Annotated in this window: 13 protein-coding genes and 1 pseudogene; 8 read left to right on the top strand and 6 right to left on the bottom strand. The window is 70.3% G+C overall.

Annotation, left to right across the window (positions count from 1 at the left end; translation table 11 throughout):
* Positions 1–664, bottom strand: a pseudogene (locus AWZ10_RS16180) (N-acetylmuramoyl-L-alanine amidase); the annotation flags it as partial.
* A gap of 120 nt (positions 665–784) precedes the next feature.
* Here AWZ10_RS16180 and AWZ10_RS16175 point away from each other — a divergent pair.
* From AWZ10_RS16175 to AWZ10_RS16160, 4 genes are all read left to right on the top strand, one after another.
* Complete coding sequence (locus tag AWZ10_RS16175; RefSeq protein ID WP_046707603.1) at positions 785–1,540, top strand: TIGR03089 family protein; 756 nt, start codon at positions 785–787, stop codon at positions 1,538–1,540.
* 240 nt (positions 1,541–1,780) lie between these two features.
* Complete coding sequence (locus AWZ10_RS16170; RefSeq protein WP_060891409.1) at positions 1,781–2,977, top strand: LCP family protein; 1,197 nt, start codon at positions 1,781–1,783, stop codon at positions 2,975–2,977.
* A 243-nt stretch (positions 2,978–3,220) separates the two neighbouring features.
* Entirely contained in the window at positions 3,221–4,975 is a 1,755-nt protein-coding gene (locus AWZ10_RS16165; RefSeq protein ID WP_046704810.1) for an LCP family protein, read from the top strand.
* Positions 4,976–5,255: 280 nt separating this feature from the next.
* Entirely contained in the window at positions 5,256–6,929 is a 1,674-nt protein-coding gene (locus AWZ10_RS16160; protein WP_060891408.1) for an LCP family protein, read from the top strand.
* A gap of 82 nt (positions 6,930–7,011) precedes the next feature.
* Here the strand turns inward: AWZ10_RS16160 and AWZ10_RS16155 are convergent, their stop codons facing one another.
* Positions 7,012–8,040: a glycosyltransferase family 2 protein gene (locus AWZ10_RS16155; RefSeq protein WP_060891407.1), complete on the bottom strand. Its 1,029-nt coding sequence runs from the start codon at positions 8,038–8,040 to the stop codon at positions 7,012–7,014.
* Between the two features lie 138 nt (positions 8,041–8,178).
* On the opposite strand from AWZ10_RS16155, the gene AWZ10_RS16150 reads away from it, so the two are divergent.
* Positions 8,179–9,615: an LCP family protein gene (locus AWZ10_RS16150; RefSeq protein ID WP_456340178.1), complete on the top strand. Its 1,437-nt coding sequence runs from the start codon at positions 8,179–8,181 to the stop codon at positions 9,613–9,615.
* Between the two features lie 129 nt (positions 9,616–9,744).
* Positions 9,745–11,034, top strand: coding sequence for an LCP family protein (locus tag AWZ10_RS16145; RefSeq protein WP_060891405.1), 1,290 nt, complete (start codon positions 9,745–9,747; stop codon positions 11,032–11,034).
* Between the two features lie 69 nt (positions 11,035–11,103).
* Here AWZ10_RS16145 and AWZ10_RS16140 read toward each other — a convergent pair whose 3' ends face one another.
* Entirely contained in the window at positions 11,104–11,469 is a 366-nt protein-coding gene (locus AWZ10_RS16140) for a four-helix bundle copper-binding protein (protein ID WP_046707455.1), read from the bottom strand.
* 176 nt (positions 11,470–11,645) lie between these two features.
* Positions 11,646–12,803 carry an acyl-CoA dehydrogenase gene (locus AWZ10_RS16135; protein ID WP_060891404.1) on the bottom strand — a complete coding sequence of 386 codons (1,158 nt, stop codon included), beginning with the start codon at positions 12,801–12,803 and terminating at the stop codon, positions 11,646–11,648.
* A 209-nt stretch (positions 12,804–13,012) separates the two neighbouring features.
* On the opposite strand from AWZ10_RS16135, the gene AWZ10_RS16130 reads away from it, so the two are divergent.
* Complete coding sequence (locus tag AWZ10_RS16130) at positions 13,013–14,356, top strand: UDP-glucose dehydrogenase family protein (protein ID WP_046707457.1); 1,344 nt, start codon at positions 13,013–13,015, stop codon at positions 14,354–14,356.
* A 133-nt stretch (positions 14,357–14,489) separates the two neighbouring features.
* Here AWZ10_RS16130 and AWZ10_RS16125 read toward each other — a convergent pair whose 3' ends face one another.
* Positions 14,490–14,996, bottom strand: coding sequence for a CGNR zinc finger domain-containing protein (locus tag AWZ10_RS16125; RefSeq protein WP_060891403.1), 507 nt, complete (start codon positions 14,994–14,996; stop codon positions 14,490–14,492).
* Between the two features lie 101 nt (positions 14,997–15,097).
* On the opposite strand from AWZ10_RS16125, the gene AWZ10_RS16120 reads away from it, so the two are divergent.
* On the top strand, positions 15,098–15,460 hold the full coding sequence (locus tag AWZ10_RS16120) for a VOC family protein (protein WP_060891402.1): 363 nt from the start codon (positions 15,098–15,100) through the stop codon (positions 15,458–15,460).
* 112 nt (positions 15,461–15,572) lie between these two features.
* On the opposite strand, the gene AWZ10_RS16115 is transcribed toward AWZ10_RS16120, so the two are convergent.
* A partial coding sequence (locus AWZ10_RS16115) for a dipeptidase (protein WP_060891401.1) occupies positions 15,573–16,705 on the bottom strand: 1,133 nt, incomplete at its 5' end.

The raw sequence follows: 16,705 nt of genomic DNA, 5'->3' as shown, positions 1-16,705 counted from the left end.
GGTCGGCCGCGTGCACGGCGCCCGGTCCCGCCGCGCCCTCCGGGGCACCGGAGCCCGGGTCGACCAGCTCCAGACGTAGGCCGTCCGGGAGCATCTGGACGCCCGGAGCGGTCGTACGGCCCTGGGTCTCGGCGCGTACGCGCACCTCGACGCCGTCGGAGTCGCCGACCCACAACGGGGCGGTGGAGCCGCGCACCCGGCCCGAGGAGCGCTCGGCGGTGTCCGGGTCGGCGGCGTGCTCGTGGTTGTGCGTCTCGACGTCCTGCCAGCCGGACCAGCGGGCGGTGTCCTTCGCACGGGCCCGGACCTGGACACGGCCCTGGAGTTCGGTGTCCGGGTTGTCCCAGACGACACCGACCAGGGAGAAGGACCGGACGTCCCGCTTCCCGAGGCCCTGCTCGGCGGCGGCCGGGCCGAGGTTCCGGTCCGCCCCGAGGGCGACGAGGGGGAGCGACTGGGTGCTGCCGGACGCGGGCGCGAGCGCGAGGGAGCCGGTCGGGGCCGGGGTTCGCGCCAGGGCCGGGGTCACCGTGGAGGACGAGTCCGTCGGGGTCGCCGCGGAAGCCGCCGGAAGTGCCGCCGGGAGGGCGAGTGCCGCCGCACAGGTGACGCCGATCGAGGACGCGAGGAATCGTGATCTACGCATGCGTCCGATCCTGGACATAGTCATACATATCTGTCCATCGCGGAATTGACGGGCCGTCGGCTCCGCTCCGCCGAACCGGTGGCGTTTCCGGTCCGCCCCGGGAGTGCGGGCGGACGGTCCCCGCGTACGCTTACGCGGGTGAACGCCACCGACCGCACCCCTGCCGACCTGCTGCGATCCGCGCTGGCCGCGGATCCCGCGCGCCCCCTGGTGACCTTCTACGACGACGCCACGGGCGAGCGGGTCGAATTGTCCGTGGCCACCTTCGCCAATTGGGTGGCCAAGACCGCGAACCTCCTTCAGGACGAGTTGTCGGCGCAGCCGGGTGACCGGGTCGCGCTGCTGCTGCCCGCGCACTGGCAGACGGCGGTGTGGCTACTGGCGTGTTCGTCGGTGGGGGTGGTCGCCGAGGTCGCCGGGGATCCGGGGGCGGCCGACATCGTGGTCAGCGGGCCGGACACGCTGGACGCGGCTCGGGCGTGCTCCGGGGAGCGGATCGCTCTCGCGTTGCGGCCGCTCGGGGGGCGGTTCCCGCAGGCCCCTGAGGGGTTCGCCGACTACGCCGTCGAGGTGCCGTCGCAGGGGGACCGGTTCGTGGCGTACGCGCCGGTGGATCCCGAGGAGGCGGCGTTGGTCGTGGCCGGGCGGGAGTTCAGCGGGGCGGAGGTCGTGGAGCGGGCTCGGGCGGAGGCCTCCGGCCTGGGGCTGACGGGACATGGGTCCCGATTGCTGTCCGGGCTGGGGTACGACACGTGGGAGGGGCTCGCCGCCGGGTTGTACGGGCCGCTCGCCAGTGGGGGGTCCGTGGTGCTGTGCCGACATCTTGGACAGTTGGGCGAGGATGCGCTGGCCAAGCGGGTCGAGAGTGAGCGGGTCTCGGCTGTCGCGCGCTGACGCCGTAGCGGTGAGGTCGTATCGATGAGGTCGTAGAGCGGCCGGCTGATGCGTCGTGGTTGCTCGCGCAGTTCCCCGCGCCCCTGGAAGCGGGTCGGCTGCGCCCGAGCCCCGTGGAACAGGGCCCGCAGCGCAGCGCCCCATCCCCCGTTCGGCCTAGCCCCAGCCGCCCCCACCCCCACCCCGCGCCATCGTCGTAAGAGCAACGACTCGCTCGTACGCCGTGAGGGGTGGCCGGAAGTGGACGACGTCGGAGGCAGGGCGCGTGGGCTGGGGCCCGGTGTGGGTGGTTCACCCACCGGGCTCGGGCCCGGACGTCGGCGTCGGCGGCGGTGGGTGCGGTGGGTGGGCGCCGGGGCGGCGCTGATGGTCGTGGGGGCCCTGGGGCTGGGGTGGGCGGCGTACCAGAAGCTGGACGGGAACATCACGGCGGACCGGACGGCGGCGGACGAGCTGGCGCGGTTCGAGAAGGAGCGGCCGACGGCGCTGGTGCGGGGCGCGCAGAACATCCTCGTGATCGGGTCGGACTCGCGGTCGGGGGACGGGAACGACAAGTACGGGCGGGATTCGGGGACCGAGCGGTCGGACACGACGATCCTGCTGCATCTCGCGGCGAACCGGCGGAGCGCGACCGCGGTGTCGCTGCCACGGGATCTGATGGTGGACGTGCCGAGTTGCCGGCGGGCGGACGGGCGTCGCACCGAACCGGTCTTCACCATGTTCAACTACGCGTTCCAGGCCGGCGGCTCGGCCTGCACCATTCGGACGGTCGAGCGGATGACCGATATCCGGATCGACCATCACGTCGTCGTGGACTTCAGCGGCTTCAAGGAGATGGTCGACGCCGTCGACGGGGTCGAGGTGTGTCTCACCGAACCCATTCACGACAAGCAGGCCAGACTGCGCCTGCCCGCGGGCAGGGTGAGACTCGACGGCGAGCAGGCGCTCGGGTATGTGCGGGCCCGTAAGTCGCTGGGGGACGGCAGCGACACGGAACGGATGGACCGGCAGCAGCGATTCCTCGCGGCGCTGGCCGCGAAGGTGCGCAGCAATGACGTACTGCTGAATCCGGTGAAGCTGTATCCGGTACTGGACGCGGCCACGTCGTCACTCACCACGGACCCGGGACTGGCGAGTCTGCGCGGGCTCTACGACCTTGTGCGCGGTCTGCGCACACTCCCCATGGAAAAGGTGCAATTCCTGACCGTTCCCCGGAAGTCGTATGCGTATGACGCCAATCGTGATGAGCTCGTCGAACCGGCCGCGCGGAGCCTTTTCGCACGACTGCGCGCCGACGCACCCCTGGCGGTCGCGCGGGAACTGCCCGACAGGACACGGGAAGGACGTACGGAAGAGCTCTCGGGAAGCCTCTCCGGGACACCGGATCCGATGCCGACTTTCAGCGGCAGCACGGCCGCTGAGGAGGGCTGCGAGTGATCCGAAGGGGTTCCTCAGGTAAAGCCCGCGTCAACACCAGGAACAAATGCTCTAGGAAATGGGCAGATTGCCCAGTTGTAGGGGCGTGCAATTTGTCACCGCCGTCGCTTGACGCCTGATCGGGCGGCTAGTGTGAGCGATCCGGTGCGCGGGCCTTCTCGGCCACGCACCACTTGCATCGAGACCCGAGCGTCTTTTGAGGGGGAAGGCGCCGCGTGGCCCCGACGGAGGAATCAGACAACCGTGGACGCGCAAGGCCGTGGGCGGGCGGACGACATCGACCCCGCAGACCAGTGGGTACTCAATCCGAGCACCGGTGAATACGAACTGCGACTGAGCCCTTCCGCACCGCAGTCAGCGGTGCCGAGGCCGCGTCGGGCAGCGCCCGCCGCAGCGGGGGCCAGGGCGACGGCGGGCGCGTCCGCGCGTTCCGCGTCGGCGGGCACCGACACCCGGGAGATCCCCGAAACGCTGCCGGGACCCCGGCGTCGGCGGGGCACGCCCGAGGAGGACCCGCTGCCGGGCCGCCGGGGCGGCCGGGGCAGGACCAAGCCCAAGCCCAAGAAGTCGACGGGCAAGCGGATCCTGGTGTGGACGGGCGGCACGCTGGCCTTCGTGCTGGTCGGCGTGAGCGGCGCGGCCTACCTCTACTACCAGCACCTCAACAACAACATCCAGAAGATCTCGGACGACGACGCGGGCACCGGCGGCTTCAGCAAGGACCGGGCCATCAACCTGCTGGTGATCGGCACCGACAAGCGGACCGGCGCGGGCAACGGGAGCTACGGCGACAAGGAGAGCGTCGGCCACGCCGACACGACGATCCTGCTGCACGTCTCCAAGGACCGGACGAACGCGACCGCGATGAGCATCCCGCGCGACATGATCGTGGACGTCCCGGAGTGCCCGACGACGCAGGAGGACGGCTCGACGAAGGACATCGCGGGGACGCCGAACGTCCGCTTCAACACGAGCCTCGGCCAGGACGGCCGTACCCCGAGCTGCACCATGCGGACCGTGAAAGAGCTGACCGGGATCACGCCCGACCACTTCATGGTGGCCGACTTCAACGCCGTGAAGACGCTCTCCACGGCCATCGGCGGCGTCGAGGTCTGCCTCGCCAAGCCCATCAAGGACTCCAAGTCCAAGCTGGACCTCTCCGAGGGCAAGCACACCATCCAGGGCGAGCAGGCGCTGGCGTTCCTGCGCACCCGGTACAGCGTGGGCCTCGGCAGCGACCTCAGCCGGATCGAGCTCCAGCAGCAGTTCCTCAGCTCGATGATCCGCCAGATGAAGTCCGAGGACACGCTCACCGACCCGGGCAAGGTCATCGACCTGGCGGAGGCGGCCACGAAGGCCCTCTCCGTCGACGACAAGATCACCGACATCAAGAAGCTGGCCTCGCTCGGCCAGGAGGTCGGCAAGGTGAAGACGAAGAACATCACCTTCACCACCGTGCCGGTCGTCGACAACACCGACGGCGCGACCGTGCTGCCCACGCCGCAGAAGGCCGAGCAGCTGTTCTCGACGATCCGGAACGACATCTCGCTCACCGAGGTGAAGAAGCAGGCCAAGGAGAAGGAGGCCGCGAAGCTCAAGGGCACGCGTGCCAAGGCCTCCGAGGTCCGGGTCAGCGTCTACAACGGCGGCGCCGAGGCCGGCAGCGCACAGGCCACTCTCAGCTGGCTGCAGAATGATGTCGGCGTGACCAAGTCGAGCCAGCTCGGCAACGCCGACAAGACGTTGTCGAAGACGACCCTCGCGTACGACCCCGGCCAGGCCGACCAGGCGCGCAAGCTGGCCGACCTCATGGGTCTGTCCGCGTCCGCGCTGAAGCCCGGCAAGGGCAACAGCGAGACCAACTCCCAGGGACTGCCCTCGATGGTGCTGACCCTGGGCAAGGACTTCAAGGGCGCCGGGGTGCCGCTGAGCGGGACGTCCGCGGCGGACCTGGACGTCGAGAAGAACACCGCGGACAAGGAAAAGTGCGCCAGTTGATGACCTGACCGGGTCGTGGCGCGTCTTACCTGACGCGAGTGCAGCAAGAAGGTCTGGTGACTTGCCGGGCGGGCGCTGAGACGCGCCCGCCCGGGCGGTTCTGATGTCGTCGAAATGCCGTAGGGCGGCCGGTGCCGCCGTACCGACCCGTGTCCGCATGTCATCCGGTCGGAACGTATGACGCGTTCAACAGAACATGAGTACATCCGAGTTGGGGTCTCGACAGTCCAACAGGAGGCGGGGACGGCCCCGCCACGGCAGGGTGGGGAGGGGCAGGGAGATGGTACGGAGTGACGTGCGCGGGGACGGGGGGCGACCGCGTGTCGATGAACCCGGCGAACAGGGCGAGGACCTGGAACCGCAGGGCGGCTCGGACGGTGACGCGGACGTCAAAGTCCCGGAGCAGCGCCAAGGGACCCGCCGCAACGGCGGCGGCGGTGGCGGGCGGGGGCGCACGAAGACCGCCGCGAGGCCCCGGCGCAGACGGGTGCTGCGCTGGTCGGCGACGATTCTGGCGGTCGTGATACTCGGCACCACGGGTGCCGGCTATCTCTACTACCAGCACCTCAACGGCAACATCAAGAAGGAGAAGCTGAACCTCGGCGAGACGAAGATCGCCGAGCCGACGCCGAACGCGGCCGGGCAGACCCCGCTGAACATCCTGATCATCGGCTCGGACGCGCGGGACAGCAAGGAGAACCAGAAGCTCGGCGGCGCCAAGGAGAACTTCAACGGCCCGCCGCTGGCCGACGTCCAGATGCTGCTGCACCTGTCCGCCGACCGCAGCAACATGTCGGTCGTCAGCATGCCCCGCGACACCCTGCTCGACATCCCCAAGTGCACCGACCCGGACAGCGGCAAGGTGTACGGGGCGCTCACCTACACGATGACCAACCAGTCGCTGGAGCGCGGCGGCCCCGGCTGCACGGTCGCCACCTGGGAGAAGCTGACCGGGATCCGCATCGACCACTTCATGATGGTCGACTTCTCCGGTGTGGTGTCGATGGCCGACGCGATCGGCGGTGTGCCGGTGTGCGTGGACGCCAACATCTACTCGCACACCAGCGAGGGCAAGGGCTCGGGGCTGAAGCTGGAAGAGGGCACCACGTTCATCAAGGGCAAGCAGGCCCTTCAGTGGCTGCGCACCCGGTACGGCTTCGAGGACGGCAGCGACATCGCGCGCGCCAAGGCGCAGCACCAGTACATGAACGCGATGGTCCGCGAGCTGCGCGAGAACGCCACGATCACCAACCCGAACAAGCTGCGCAAGCTCGCCGAGGAGGCCACGGACGCGCTCACCGTCGACGAGGGCCTCGGCGACGTGGCGAAACTCCTCGACCTCGGCACGGAGCTGCGCAAGGTCGAGCCGGCCCGGATCACGATGACGACGATGCCGTTCACGTACGTCGGCCCGCGCGTCGTGCCCAAGGAGGGCGACGCGGAGAAGCTGTTCCGGCTGGTGCGCGAGGACATCGCGCTGGACGGCAAGGACAAGAAGAAGACCACCACCACCGAGGACGCGACCGCCGACGACCCGGCGGCGGCGAAGGACAAGATCGGTGTGCTGGTGCAGAACGGCACCATGACCTCCACCCTCGCCCCGGTCGCCGGCCGCGCGCACACGGTGTCCCAGGCGCTGGTCGAGGAGGGCTTCGCCAAGTCCTCGTCCGACGCGACCACCGCGGTCGTCGAGGACAAGACGGTCGTGCGCTACCCGAGCGCCGAGCTGGAGGGAGACGCCCAGGTGGTCGCCAAGGCCCTCGGCATCCCGCTGAGCCAGGTCGAGAAGTCCACGAACGTCAGCGGCGTCACGCTCGTCGTCGGCGCCGACTGGCGCGAGGGCAAGACCTACCAGGCCGAGAAGGAGGACGACACGACTCCGAAGTCGGCGGACGCCCTCAACGGCGCGAAGACGGACGCCTGCATGGAGGTCGACCCGAACTTCACCTGGTAGCCGTCGTCCACACGCACGTCGCCGTACACGCCTCGGGCCCCTCTCGTGATCGAGAGGGGCCCGAGGCGTACGTCCCGCGCGCTCAGCTCTCGGTGAGCACCGCCGGGCGGCGGGACGCGATGACCCTCTTCGCCAGGGACTTGGGGCTGGTGAGGAAGCCGAAGCCCCAGGACATGTGCATGGTGGCGAGGGCGACGGGGATCTGGAGCCGGGCCCTGAGCGGCAGCCCCCTGCCCGCCGGGACCGAGCCCGCGGCGATCGCGGCGAGATAGCCGCCGGGAATGACGTAGCCCAGCGGGGTCAGCAGGCCGCCCACCAGGACACCGGCCACGATCGCGCACACCGCCGCCGGGGGGGCGAGATAGCGCAGGTTGATGGAGCCCTCGTGGTAGCGGGCGACGACGTGCCGCCAACGCCCGTAGTCCTTGTACTGCTTGGCGAGCGCCTTCACGCTGGGCCGCGGCCGGTACGACACCCGCAGCTCGGGCGAGAACCAGATGAGGCCGCCCGCCTCACGGATCCGGAAGTTCAGCTCCCAGTCCTGGGCGCGGATGAACTCCACGTTGTAGCCGTCCTGCCGCTCCAGGGCCTCGCGCCGGAAGACGCCCAGGTAGACCGTCTCGGCCGGGCCGGCCTGCCCGCCCGTGTGGAAGGCGGCGTTGCCGACGCCGATCTTCGAGGTCATGGCGGCGGCGACCGCGTGCTCCCAGTCGTTCTCGCCCTCGGCGTGCATGATGCCGCCGACGTTCTGCGCTCCGGTCTCCTCCAGGAGCCGTACGGCGGTGGCGATGTAGTTCGGCGAGAGGATGCCGTGGCCGTCGACGCGGACCACGATCGGATGGCGGGAGGCCTTGATCGCGGCGTTGAGCGCGGCGGGCGTACGGCCGGTGGGGTTCGGGACGGTGTGCACGCGCGGGTCTTCGGCCACGAGTTCGGCGGCGATCTCGTCCGTGCGGTCCTTGGACGGACCGAGGGCGATCACGACCTCCATCTCGCCGGCGTACTCCTGCGCGAGGATCGCTTGGACGGCTCCGCGCAGATGCCGCTCCTCGTCGAGGACGGGCATGATCACAGACACGGCGGGGAGCTGCACGTCGGGCTTGGCGTTCATAGAAGCCTCACGTTACCGCGAACGGGGGACACGAACGCGCGCCGCCCGGTCGCGTGGACGGGGCACGGATCCCGGGGCCCTACGGTGCTCACGGTTCCCTGATGACTTCCCCTGACCGGTCTCGCGGAGGTGTCCCCCGTGTCCACACCGCCCCGCCGCCCAGCCCGCCCGCAACCCGGCCCTCCCGTACGCCCCCGGCGGCGGAGCTGGGCCATGCGGGCGGCGACCACGCTCTCCGTGGTGGTGTTGGCCGCCGCGGGCATCGGGCACGCGGTGGTGACCCGCCTGGACGGCGAGATCACCCGGGTCGACGCCTTCAAGGACATGAAGAACCGCCCCGCGGCGGGCCACGGCATGAACGTCCTGCTGGTCGGCACCGACGGCCGCGACCGGATCACCGAGGAGGAGCGGCGGAGGTACCGGCTGGGCGGCGCTCCCTGCCACTGCACGGACACGATGATGATCGTGCACATCTCGGAGGACCGGGAACGCGCGAGCATCGTGAGCCTGCCACGCGACTCGTACGCCGAGACGCCCGCGCACACCGACCGCGCCACCGGCAGGACGCACAAGGGCCACCCCATCAAGCTGAACGCGGCCTACGCGGAGGGCGGACCGCAGCTCACCGTGCGCACGGTCGAGCACATGACCAAGGTGAAGATCGACCACTACGTCGAGGTCGACTTCACCAGCTTCATGCGGACCGTCGACGTCCTCGGCGGCGTCAGGATCTGCACCACCCGCCCCCTCAAGGACTCCTACACCGGCCTCGACCTCACCGCCGGCGCCCATGAACTGGACGGCGGCCAGGCCCTCCAGTACGTCCGTTCCCGGCACGCCGACGGCTCTTCCGACCTCGGCCGTATGCAACGCCAGCAGCGCTTCATGGCGTCCCTGATGTCCCAGGCCACCTCCTCCGGCGTCCTGCTCAACCCGATGAAGTTCCGCGACATCACCCAGGCCGTCCTCGGGTCCGTCCGCGCCGACAAGGAGTTCGGGACCGGCGAGCTGATCGACCTCGGCCGCGCGATGCGGAACCTCGACCCCGCCTCCTCCGAGTTCACCACCGTGCCCATCGGTCGGATGGGGTACGCCGTGAAGGGCCTCGGCTCGACCCTCAAGTGGGACGACGCCAGGTCCGCCCGCCTCTTCGAGGCCCTGCGCGACGACCGCCCCCTCGCCCCCTACAAGGCGCGGGGCACGTACACCCTCGTCGACGTCGCCCCCCAGCAGATCCGTGTCCAGGTCGAGAACGGCACGGCCGTGCCCGGCCTCGGCAAGAAGGTGGACCGCGCGCTGGCCGCCACCGGCTTCCGCACGACGAGGATCCCGGTGAACGCCCCGCGGCAGGACGTCCGCCGCACGGTCGTCGCCTACGACCCCCGCTGGGACCGTTCCGCCCGCTCCCTCGCGACCGCCCTCCCTGGCTCGGAACTGCGCCCGGTCCGCGCCCAGGGCCCCACCCTCAGGGTGATCGCCGGCACGGACTTCGAGCAGGTCCGCAGGGTACGGGCGGAGCACCCCGGGCAGGGCGAGTCGGGAGTGGTGAGGGGCGACCAGGTCTCCTGCTCGTGAGACCTGCGGTCGTCCGAGGCGCCCGTCCCCCTACAAAACCGTGCAATTTGTGTCAGCTTCGCTACAGCCCTGCCTTTGTTTTTCATCGACCCTTGTAAAGGGCACAGCCCTACCCGGCACACTGGGCGCATGAACGATTGGCCCGAGGGATGGTCCGGCAACAACCGCGGCGGCGGCTACGGACACGGCAACGCGAGCGCACAGCCCGACGGGGCGCGCGTGATGCGCCCGGTCCGTCGCGGCCAGTCGGCACCCCCTCAGGGAGGCGTGCCCCAGCAGCCGTCGTACGGCGACTCGTACGCCGACGGCCACGGCAGCGGACCCGACCAGTACGGCGGCGGGTACAACAACGACTACAACACCGGCCAGGTCTACGGCTCCGGTGGCACCGGCGGTCCGGGCGGTCACGGCGGCGGTCGCGGTGAGCGCCCCGCGCCGGACTGGCGGCGCCGTATCAAGGTGACCGCGATCACGGTCACCGTGGTGCTGCTCGCGACGACGATCGGCACGTACTTCTGGGCCGATTCCAAGCTGAACCGCGAGGTCGACCTGTCGAAGGTCATCGACCGGCCGGACGCGGGCGAGGGCACCAACTACCTGATCGTCGGCTCCGACAGCCGTGAGGGCCTGTCCGACGACCAGAAGAAGGAGCTCCACACCGGGTCCGCCGACGGCAAGCGCACGGACTCGATGATGATCCTGCACACCGGCTCGAACGGCCCGACGCTGGTCTCGCTGCCCCGTGACTCGAACGTCGAGATACCGACGTTCGTCGGCTCCGAGTCCGGCAAGACCTTCAAGGGCACCGGACGCCAGGTGAAGCTGAACGCGGCGTACGCGGAGGACGGGCCCGAGCTGCTGGTCCGCACCGTCGAGGCCAACACGGGTCTGCACATCGACCACTACGTGGAGATCGGCTTCGCGGGCTTCGCGAACATCGTCGACGCGGTCGGCGGCGTGGAGATCGACATCCCCAAGGGCGGCCTGAAGGACACCAAGTCCGGCGCGAACTTCGAGGCGGGCAAGCAGACCCTGGTCGGCGAGCAGTCCCTCGCCTTCGTCCGCACCCGCTACGCCCTCGCGCGCAGCGACCTGGACCGTACGAAGAACCAGCAGAAGTTCCTCGCGGCCCTCGCCAGTCAGACGGCGACGCCGAGCACGGTGCTGAACCCGTTCAAGCTGTACCCGACGATGAGCGCGGGTCTGGACACCCTGATCGTCGACAAGGACATGAGCCTGTTCGACCTGGCCGACATGTTCTGGGCGATGAAGGGCGTGACGGGCGGCGACGGCAAGTCCATGAACATGCCGATCTCGGGCAACGCCGGCAACGGCAACCTCCAGTGGGACACCACGAAGGTGAAGCAGCTGGTGGAGCAGTTGAAGAACGACGAGACGGTGACGGTGTCGGGCAACTGACCCCGCGCGACCAAGTGACCGAGGGGCATCCCGTGACGGGGTGTCCCTCGGTCTTTGGGTCGTGCGGGATCAGGCGGTCGCGCCCGCCATCGTCCGGCACATCTCGGAGCAGCGGCGACACGCCTCGGCACATCGCATCAGCTGCTGATCGTCCGGCATGGACATACACGCCTCGGCGCACATGTCACAGGCGCGGGCGCACATCGCGCACATCTCGGCGGACAGCGGCGAGCGGCGCATCATCATGTCCGCGCACATACGGGTCATCTCGGCGCAGTCCATCAGGGCGCGCATGATCTGCATCTGGGCCTGACCGCCGGCCTGCATGCAGGAGCTCATGGTCTCCTCGCACATGCTGTGGCACGTCATGCAGGCGTCGACGCAGTCCTGCATCTCCTTGCTCATCGTGGTCATGGCTCCGGCGTGCTGCGTCATGGCTCCTCCTGGGGGTGGTGGGAGCGGGGCCCGGGACCGGACCCCGTGCACTTCCGTCCTACGCCTCCCCGCCCCCGCCCGCCATCGGGCGGACGGAAACAATCCGCCCCATACGTCCCGTACGACAACAGCCCCCGGCGAGTGCCGGGGGCCGTGTACGGATTGCGCCGAAGGGATTACGGCAGGTTGCGGGCCATGACGATCCGCTGGACCTGGTTCGTGCCTTCGTATATCTGTGTGATCTTCGCGTCGCGCATCATGCGCTCGACCGGGTAGTCGCGTGTGTAGCCGTAGCCGCCCAGCAGCTGGACGGCGTCCGTGGTGACCTCCATGGCGACGTCGGAGGCGAAGCACTTGGCGGCGGCGCCCTGGAAGGTGAGGTCCTTGTCGCCGCGCTCGGACTTCGCCGCCGCCTGGTACGTCAGGGCGCGGGCGGCCTCGAGCTTCATGGCCATGTCGGCGAGCATGAACTGGATGCCCTGGAAGTCGGCGATCGGCTTGCCGAACTGCTTGCGCTCCTGGACATAGCCCTTGGCGTAGTCGAGGGCGCCCTGGGCGACACCGAGGGCCTGGGCGGCGATGGTGATCCGGGTGTGGTCCAGGGTCTTCATCGCCGTGGCGAAGCCGGTGCCCTCGTCGCCGATCATGCGGTCGGCGGGGATGCGGACGTTGTCGAGGTAGACCTCGCGGGTCGGGGAGCCCTTGATGCCGAGCTTCTTCTCCGGGGCGCCGAAGGAGACGCCCTCGTCGGACTTCTCGACGACGAAGGCGGAGATGCCCTTGGAGCGCTTCTCCGGGTCCGTGACGGCCATGACCGTGTAGTAGTCGGAGACGCCCGCGTTGGTGATCCAGCGCTTCACGCCGTTGAGGATCCAGTGGTCACCGTCACGGACCGCGCGGGTCTTCATACCGGCCGCGTCGGAGCCGGCGTCCGGCTCGGAGAGGCAGTACGAGAACATCGCGTCGCCCTTGGCGAGCGGGCCCAGGTACTTCTTCTTCAGCTCCTCGGAGCCGGAGAGGATCACGGGCAGCGAGCCGAGCTTGTTGACGGCCGGGATCAGGGAGGACGACACGCAGGCGCGGGCCACCTCCTCGATCACGATGACCGTGGCGAGCGCGTCGGCGCCGGCGCCGCCGTACTCCTCGGGGACGTGCACGGCGTGCAGGTCATTGGCGACCAGCGCGTCCAGCGCCTCCTGCGGGAAGCGGGCCTCCTCGTCCACGGCGGCGGCGAAGGGCGCGATCTTCGCCTCGGCGAGGGAACGGATCGCGTCACGGAGCATGTCGTGCTCCTCGGACGGGCGGTACAGGTCGAAATCAGCCGATCCGGCCAAGGTCTCTCACGCTCCTGACGCTAACTACCGTTAAGTAACTCAAATTTTAGTGGTCTGTCCACGCGAGTGATACGTGAGTTTGACGACAGGCCGCCGCACCCGGGGAATCTGCCCGGTGAAGGGCTCGAACACGCCCCGACTATGCTCGTGCAGCGCGCAGGACCAGAGCATGTTTGACATCCCACGGCCGGACATCCCAGGAGCACCCCATGGCCCTCAAGATCACCGTGATCGGCACCGGCTATCTCGGCGCGACACACGCCGCGGCCATGGCCGAGCTGGGGTTCGAGGTGCTCGGGCTCGATGTCGTCGAAGAGAAGATCGACATGCTCCGGCGGGGCGAGGTCCCGATGTACGAGCCGGGCCTGGAGGAGCTGCTGCGGAGGCATGTCGCCGGGATCGAGGGGTCCAGCGGGCGGCTGCGCTTCACGACCGACTACGCCGAGGTCGCGGCCTTCGGTGACATCCACTTCGTCTGTGTGAACACCCCGCAGCGGCACGGCGAGTACGCCTGCGACATGTCGTACGTCGACGCCGCCTTCGCCTCGCTCGCCCCGCATCTGACGGGCCCCGCCCTCGTCGTCGGCAAGTCGACCGTGCCGGTCGGGTCCGCCGACCGGCTGGCCGCCTATGTCGCCGAGCACGCGCCCGCCGGGGAGGCCGCCGAGCTGGCCTGGAACCCGGAGTTCCTGCGCGAGGGCTTCGCCGTGAACGACACGCTGCATCCGGACCGGATCGTGGTGGGCGTGCGGAGCGAGACGGCCGAGAAGCTGCTGCGCGAGGTGTACGCGACCCCGGTGAGCGAGGGGTCCCCGTTCGTCGTCACCGACTTCCCGACCGCCGAGCTGGTGAAGACCTCCGCGAACTCCTTCCTCGCCACGAAGATCTCCTTCATCAACGCCATGGCCGAGGTGTGCGAGGCCGCCGGGGGCGATGTCGCCAAGCTGGCGGAGGCCATCGGGCACGACGACCGGATCGGCAAAAAGTTCCTGCGGGCCGGCATCGGCTTCGGCGGCGGCTGTCTGCCGAAGGACATCCGGGCGTTCATGGCCCGCGCCGGCGAGCTGGGCGCCGACCAGGCGCTGACGTTCCTGCGCGAGATCGACTCCATCAACATGCGCCAGCGCGGTCAGATGGTGGAGCTGGCCCGGCAGGCGCTGGGCGGCGGCTCCTTCCTGGGCAAGCGGGTCGCCGTGCTCGGCGCCACCTTCAAGCCCGACTCCGACGACGTACGCGACTCCCCCGCCCTCAACGTGGCCGGGCAGATCCACCTCCAGGGCGGCCAGGTCACCGTCTACGACCCCAAAGGCATGGACAACGCCCGGCGGGTCTTCCCGACGCTCGGGTACGCCGACTCCGCGATCGCGGCCGTACGGAACGCCGACATAGTGCTGCACCTGACGGAGTGGCGCGAGTTCCGCGAGCTGGACCCGGCGGCGCTGGGCGAGGTCGCCTCGACACGGCTCGTGCTGGACGGCCGCAACGCGCTGGACCCGGAGCTGTGGCGACGGGCGGGGTGGACGTACCGGGCGATGGGCCGGCCGACCGCGTAGAGCGGTGTCTGCGGCGTGGGGCCGGGCCCTGTACAGCCGACAGAGGTGACGCCGTTCCGGCCGAGGCTCAGTCGGCCGGAACGGCGTCTTCCCGCATTCTCCACCGTTCCGGCGGTCGGCGGGGGCGAAGCGCTTACTTCGCTCGGTAGCGGCGCATCTTCGCGCGGGCGCCGCACACCTGCATCGAGCACCAGCGGCCCCGTCCGGCCGGGCTGCGGTCGTAGTACGCCCAGTGGCAGTCGGTCGCCTCGCAGGCCTTGAGGCGTTGCCAGGTGCCCGCCGTGAGGGCCGCGGCGACGGCCGCGGCCACACGGGAGACGAGGGGCGCCGGGTCGGCGGCGGGCCGCAGGCTCGCGGAGCCGTCCTCGGCACGGACCGCGACGATCAGGGGTGCGGAGGCCAGGAGCCGGCCGAGCGGGGTCACCGGGCGGTGCGGTGGGTGGCCGGCGTGGGCCAGCAGGGTCGCCCGGAGGGACTCCCGCAGGTCGCGTACGGCCGCGATGTCCTCGTCGGCCGCCAGGCCGAGGCAGGCCCCGCCTTCCGGAGTGTCCAGGGCATCGGCGCCCGTCTCCAGATCCAGCGTGTTCACCAGGCTCTCGACCAGGGCCAGGCCGCCGGGGGCGGACGCTCTCTCACTCATATCGTGACGTTACCTCTTAATGGGATGCATGAGGTAACCGTTACTGGTTACTCTCTTCTACAGGTAACCGAAGACGCGCAGGAACGAGCAAGGAGAAGGCCATGGCCATCGCCAAGCTGGATGTCGTCGTTCTGGACTGTCCCGACCCGGCCGCGCTCGCCGGGTTCTACGCCGAGGTGATCGGCGGGAAGGTCAGCGGGGAGGGGGACTGGGTGGACCTGGAGGTGCCGGGCGGGGGCGCACGGCTGGCGTTCCAGCGGGCGCCGGGGTTCGTGGCGCCTCAGTGGCCCTCGGCGGAGCGGTCGCAGCAGTTCCATCTCGACCTGGACGTGGCGGACATGGACGCGGCGGAGAAGGAGGTGCTGGCACTCGGGGCGACGGTGCTGGACGCGGAGGACCGTGAGCGGGGGTTCCGGGTGTACGCGGATCCTGCGGGGCATCCGTTCTGCCTCTGCCGGAGCTGAGGACGCCGTAGGGGGTGGGGGCCGGGGTGTCTTCGGCGGCTGCGGGTGGGGTCCGTCGTGGTTTCTCGCGCAGTTCCCCGCGCCCCCGAGAACAGGGGCGCGGGGCGGCGGACTATGCGTCCAGGTCTGCGATCCTCGCCGTCGAGGCCTCTCGGCGGTCCCGTGCCGCCCTCGACGTGAAGTCGGCGGTGCGGAGGACTCGTTGGACGTTGCCCCAGGTGAGGAGGGCGAGATCGGTTTCGGACCAGCCTCGGTGCATGAGTTCGGCGACGAGGTGGGGGTAGCAGGAGGCGTCCGTGAGGTCCTGCGGGTGGGCGGCTCCGGAGTCGTAGGTGCCGGAGAGGCCGACGCACTCGGGGCCGGCGATCGCGCGGACGTGGTCGAGATGGTCGGCGACGTCGCGGACGGACGGGCCGGTCTGCTCGGCGGTGAGCGGCACCATGCACAGGCCTCCGGCCTTGCCCAGCGCGGCGAGGAGGTCGTCGGAGAGGTTGGCGGGGTGGGGCCGTAGGGCGCCGGCCGCCGAGCGGGTGCACACGACCGGGGCGCGGGAGAGCGCGAGCGCCCGGCGGACGGTCGGCTCGGAGGCGCCGGAGAGGTCGGCGAGGACGCCGATGCGGTTCATCTCGCGGACCACCTCCTCGCCGAACCTGCTCAGCCCGGACTCGCCCGCCCAGGACGCTCCGGCGAGGGTGAGGGTCTTCAGGCCGAGCGCGTGCAGGGCGCGCAGGATGCCGAGGGAGTCACCGATCGCCGAGGCTCCGGCGGGGCCGAGCAGCACGGCGACGCGGCCACAGTTGCGGGCGTCGGTGGTCTCCCCCGCGGTGTGCACGAGCCGCAGGCCCTCGGGGTGGGCGTGGACGACCGTCCGGACCAGGTCCAGTTGCTCCAGGGTGGCGCCGACGGCGCGCTCGCCCGCCAGGCCCTCCGGGAGGTGCACCGACCAGAACAGCGCGCCGATGTGGCCCTTGCGCATCCGCGGCACATCGGTGTCCACCCCGCCCTCGCCCAGCTCCAGGTCGTACCGGGGCAGCTGACGCAGCACCCAGGGCAGCCCGCTGTAGCCGTCGGCGACGGGGTGCGCGACCAGGAAGGCGTGCGCCTCGGCCAGCTCGGAAGAGGGCTCGGCGCTCCCGGCCACGGAGGCGGCGTCGGCGGCGGACGAGGTGGCTGCTGCACGACCGTCCTCGGTGGCCCGGGGGGCGGCATCGGTTCGGCCGCCGGCCGCTCGGCCGTCGTCGGGGC

Source organism: Streptomyces europaeiscabiei, assembly GCF_001550375.1.
Taxonomy (GTDB): Bacteria; Actinomycetota; Actinomycetes; order Streptomycetales; family Streptomycetaceae; genus Streptomyces; species Streptomyces europaeiscabiei.
This window is presented reverse-complemented; position numbering and strand designations above follow the sequence as displayed.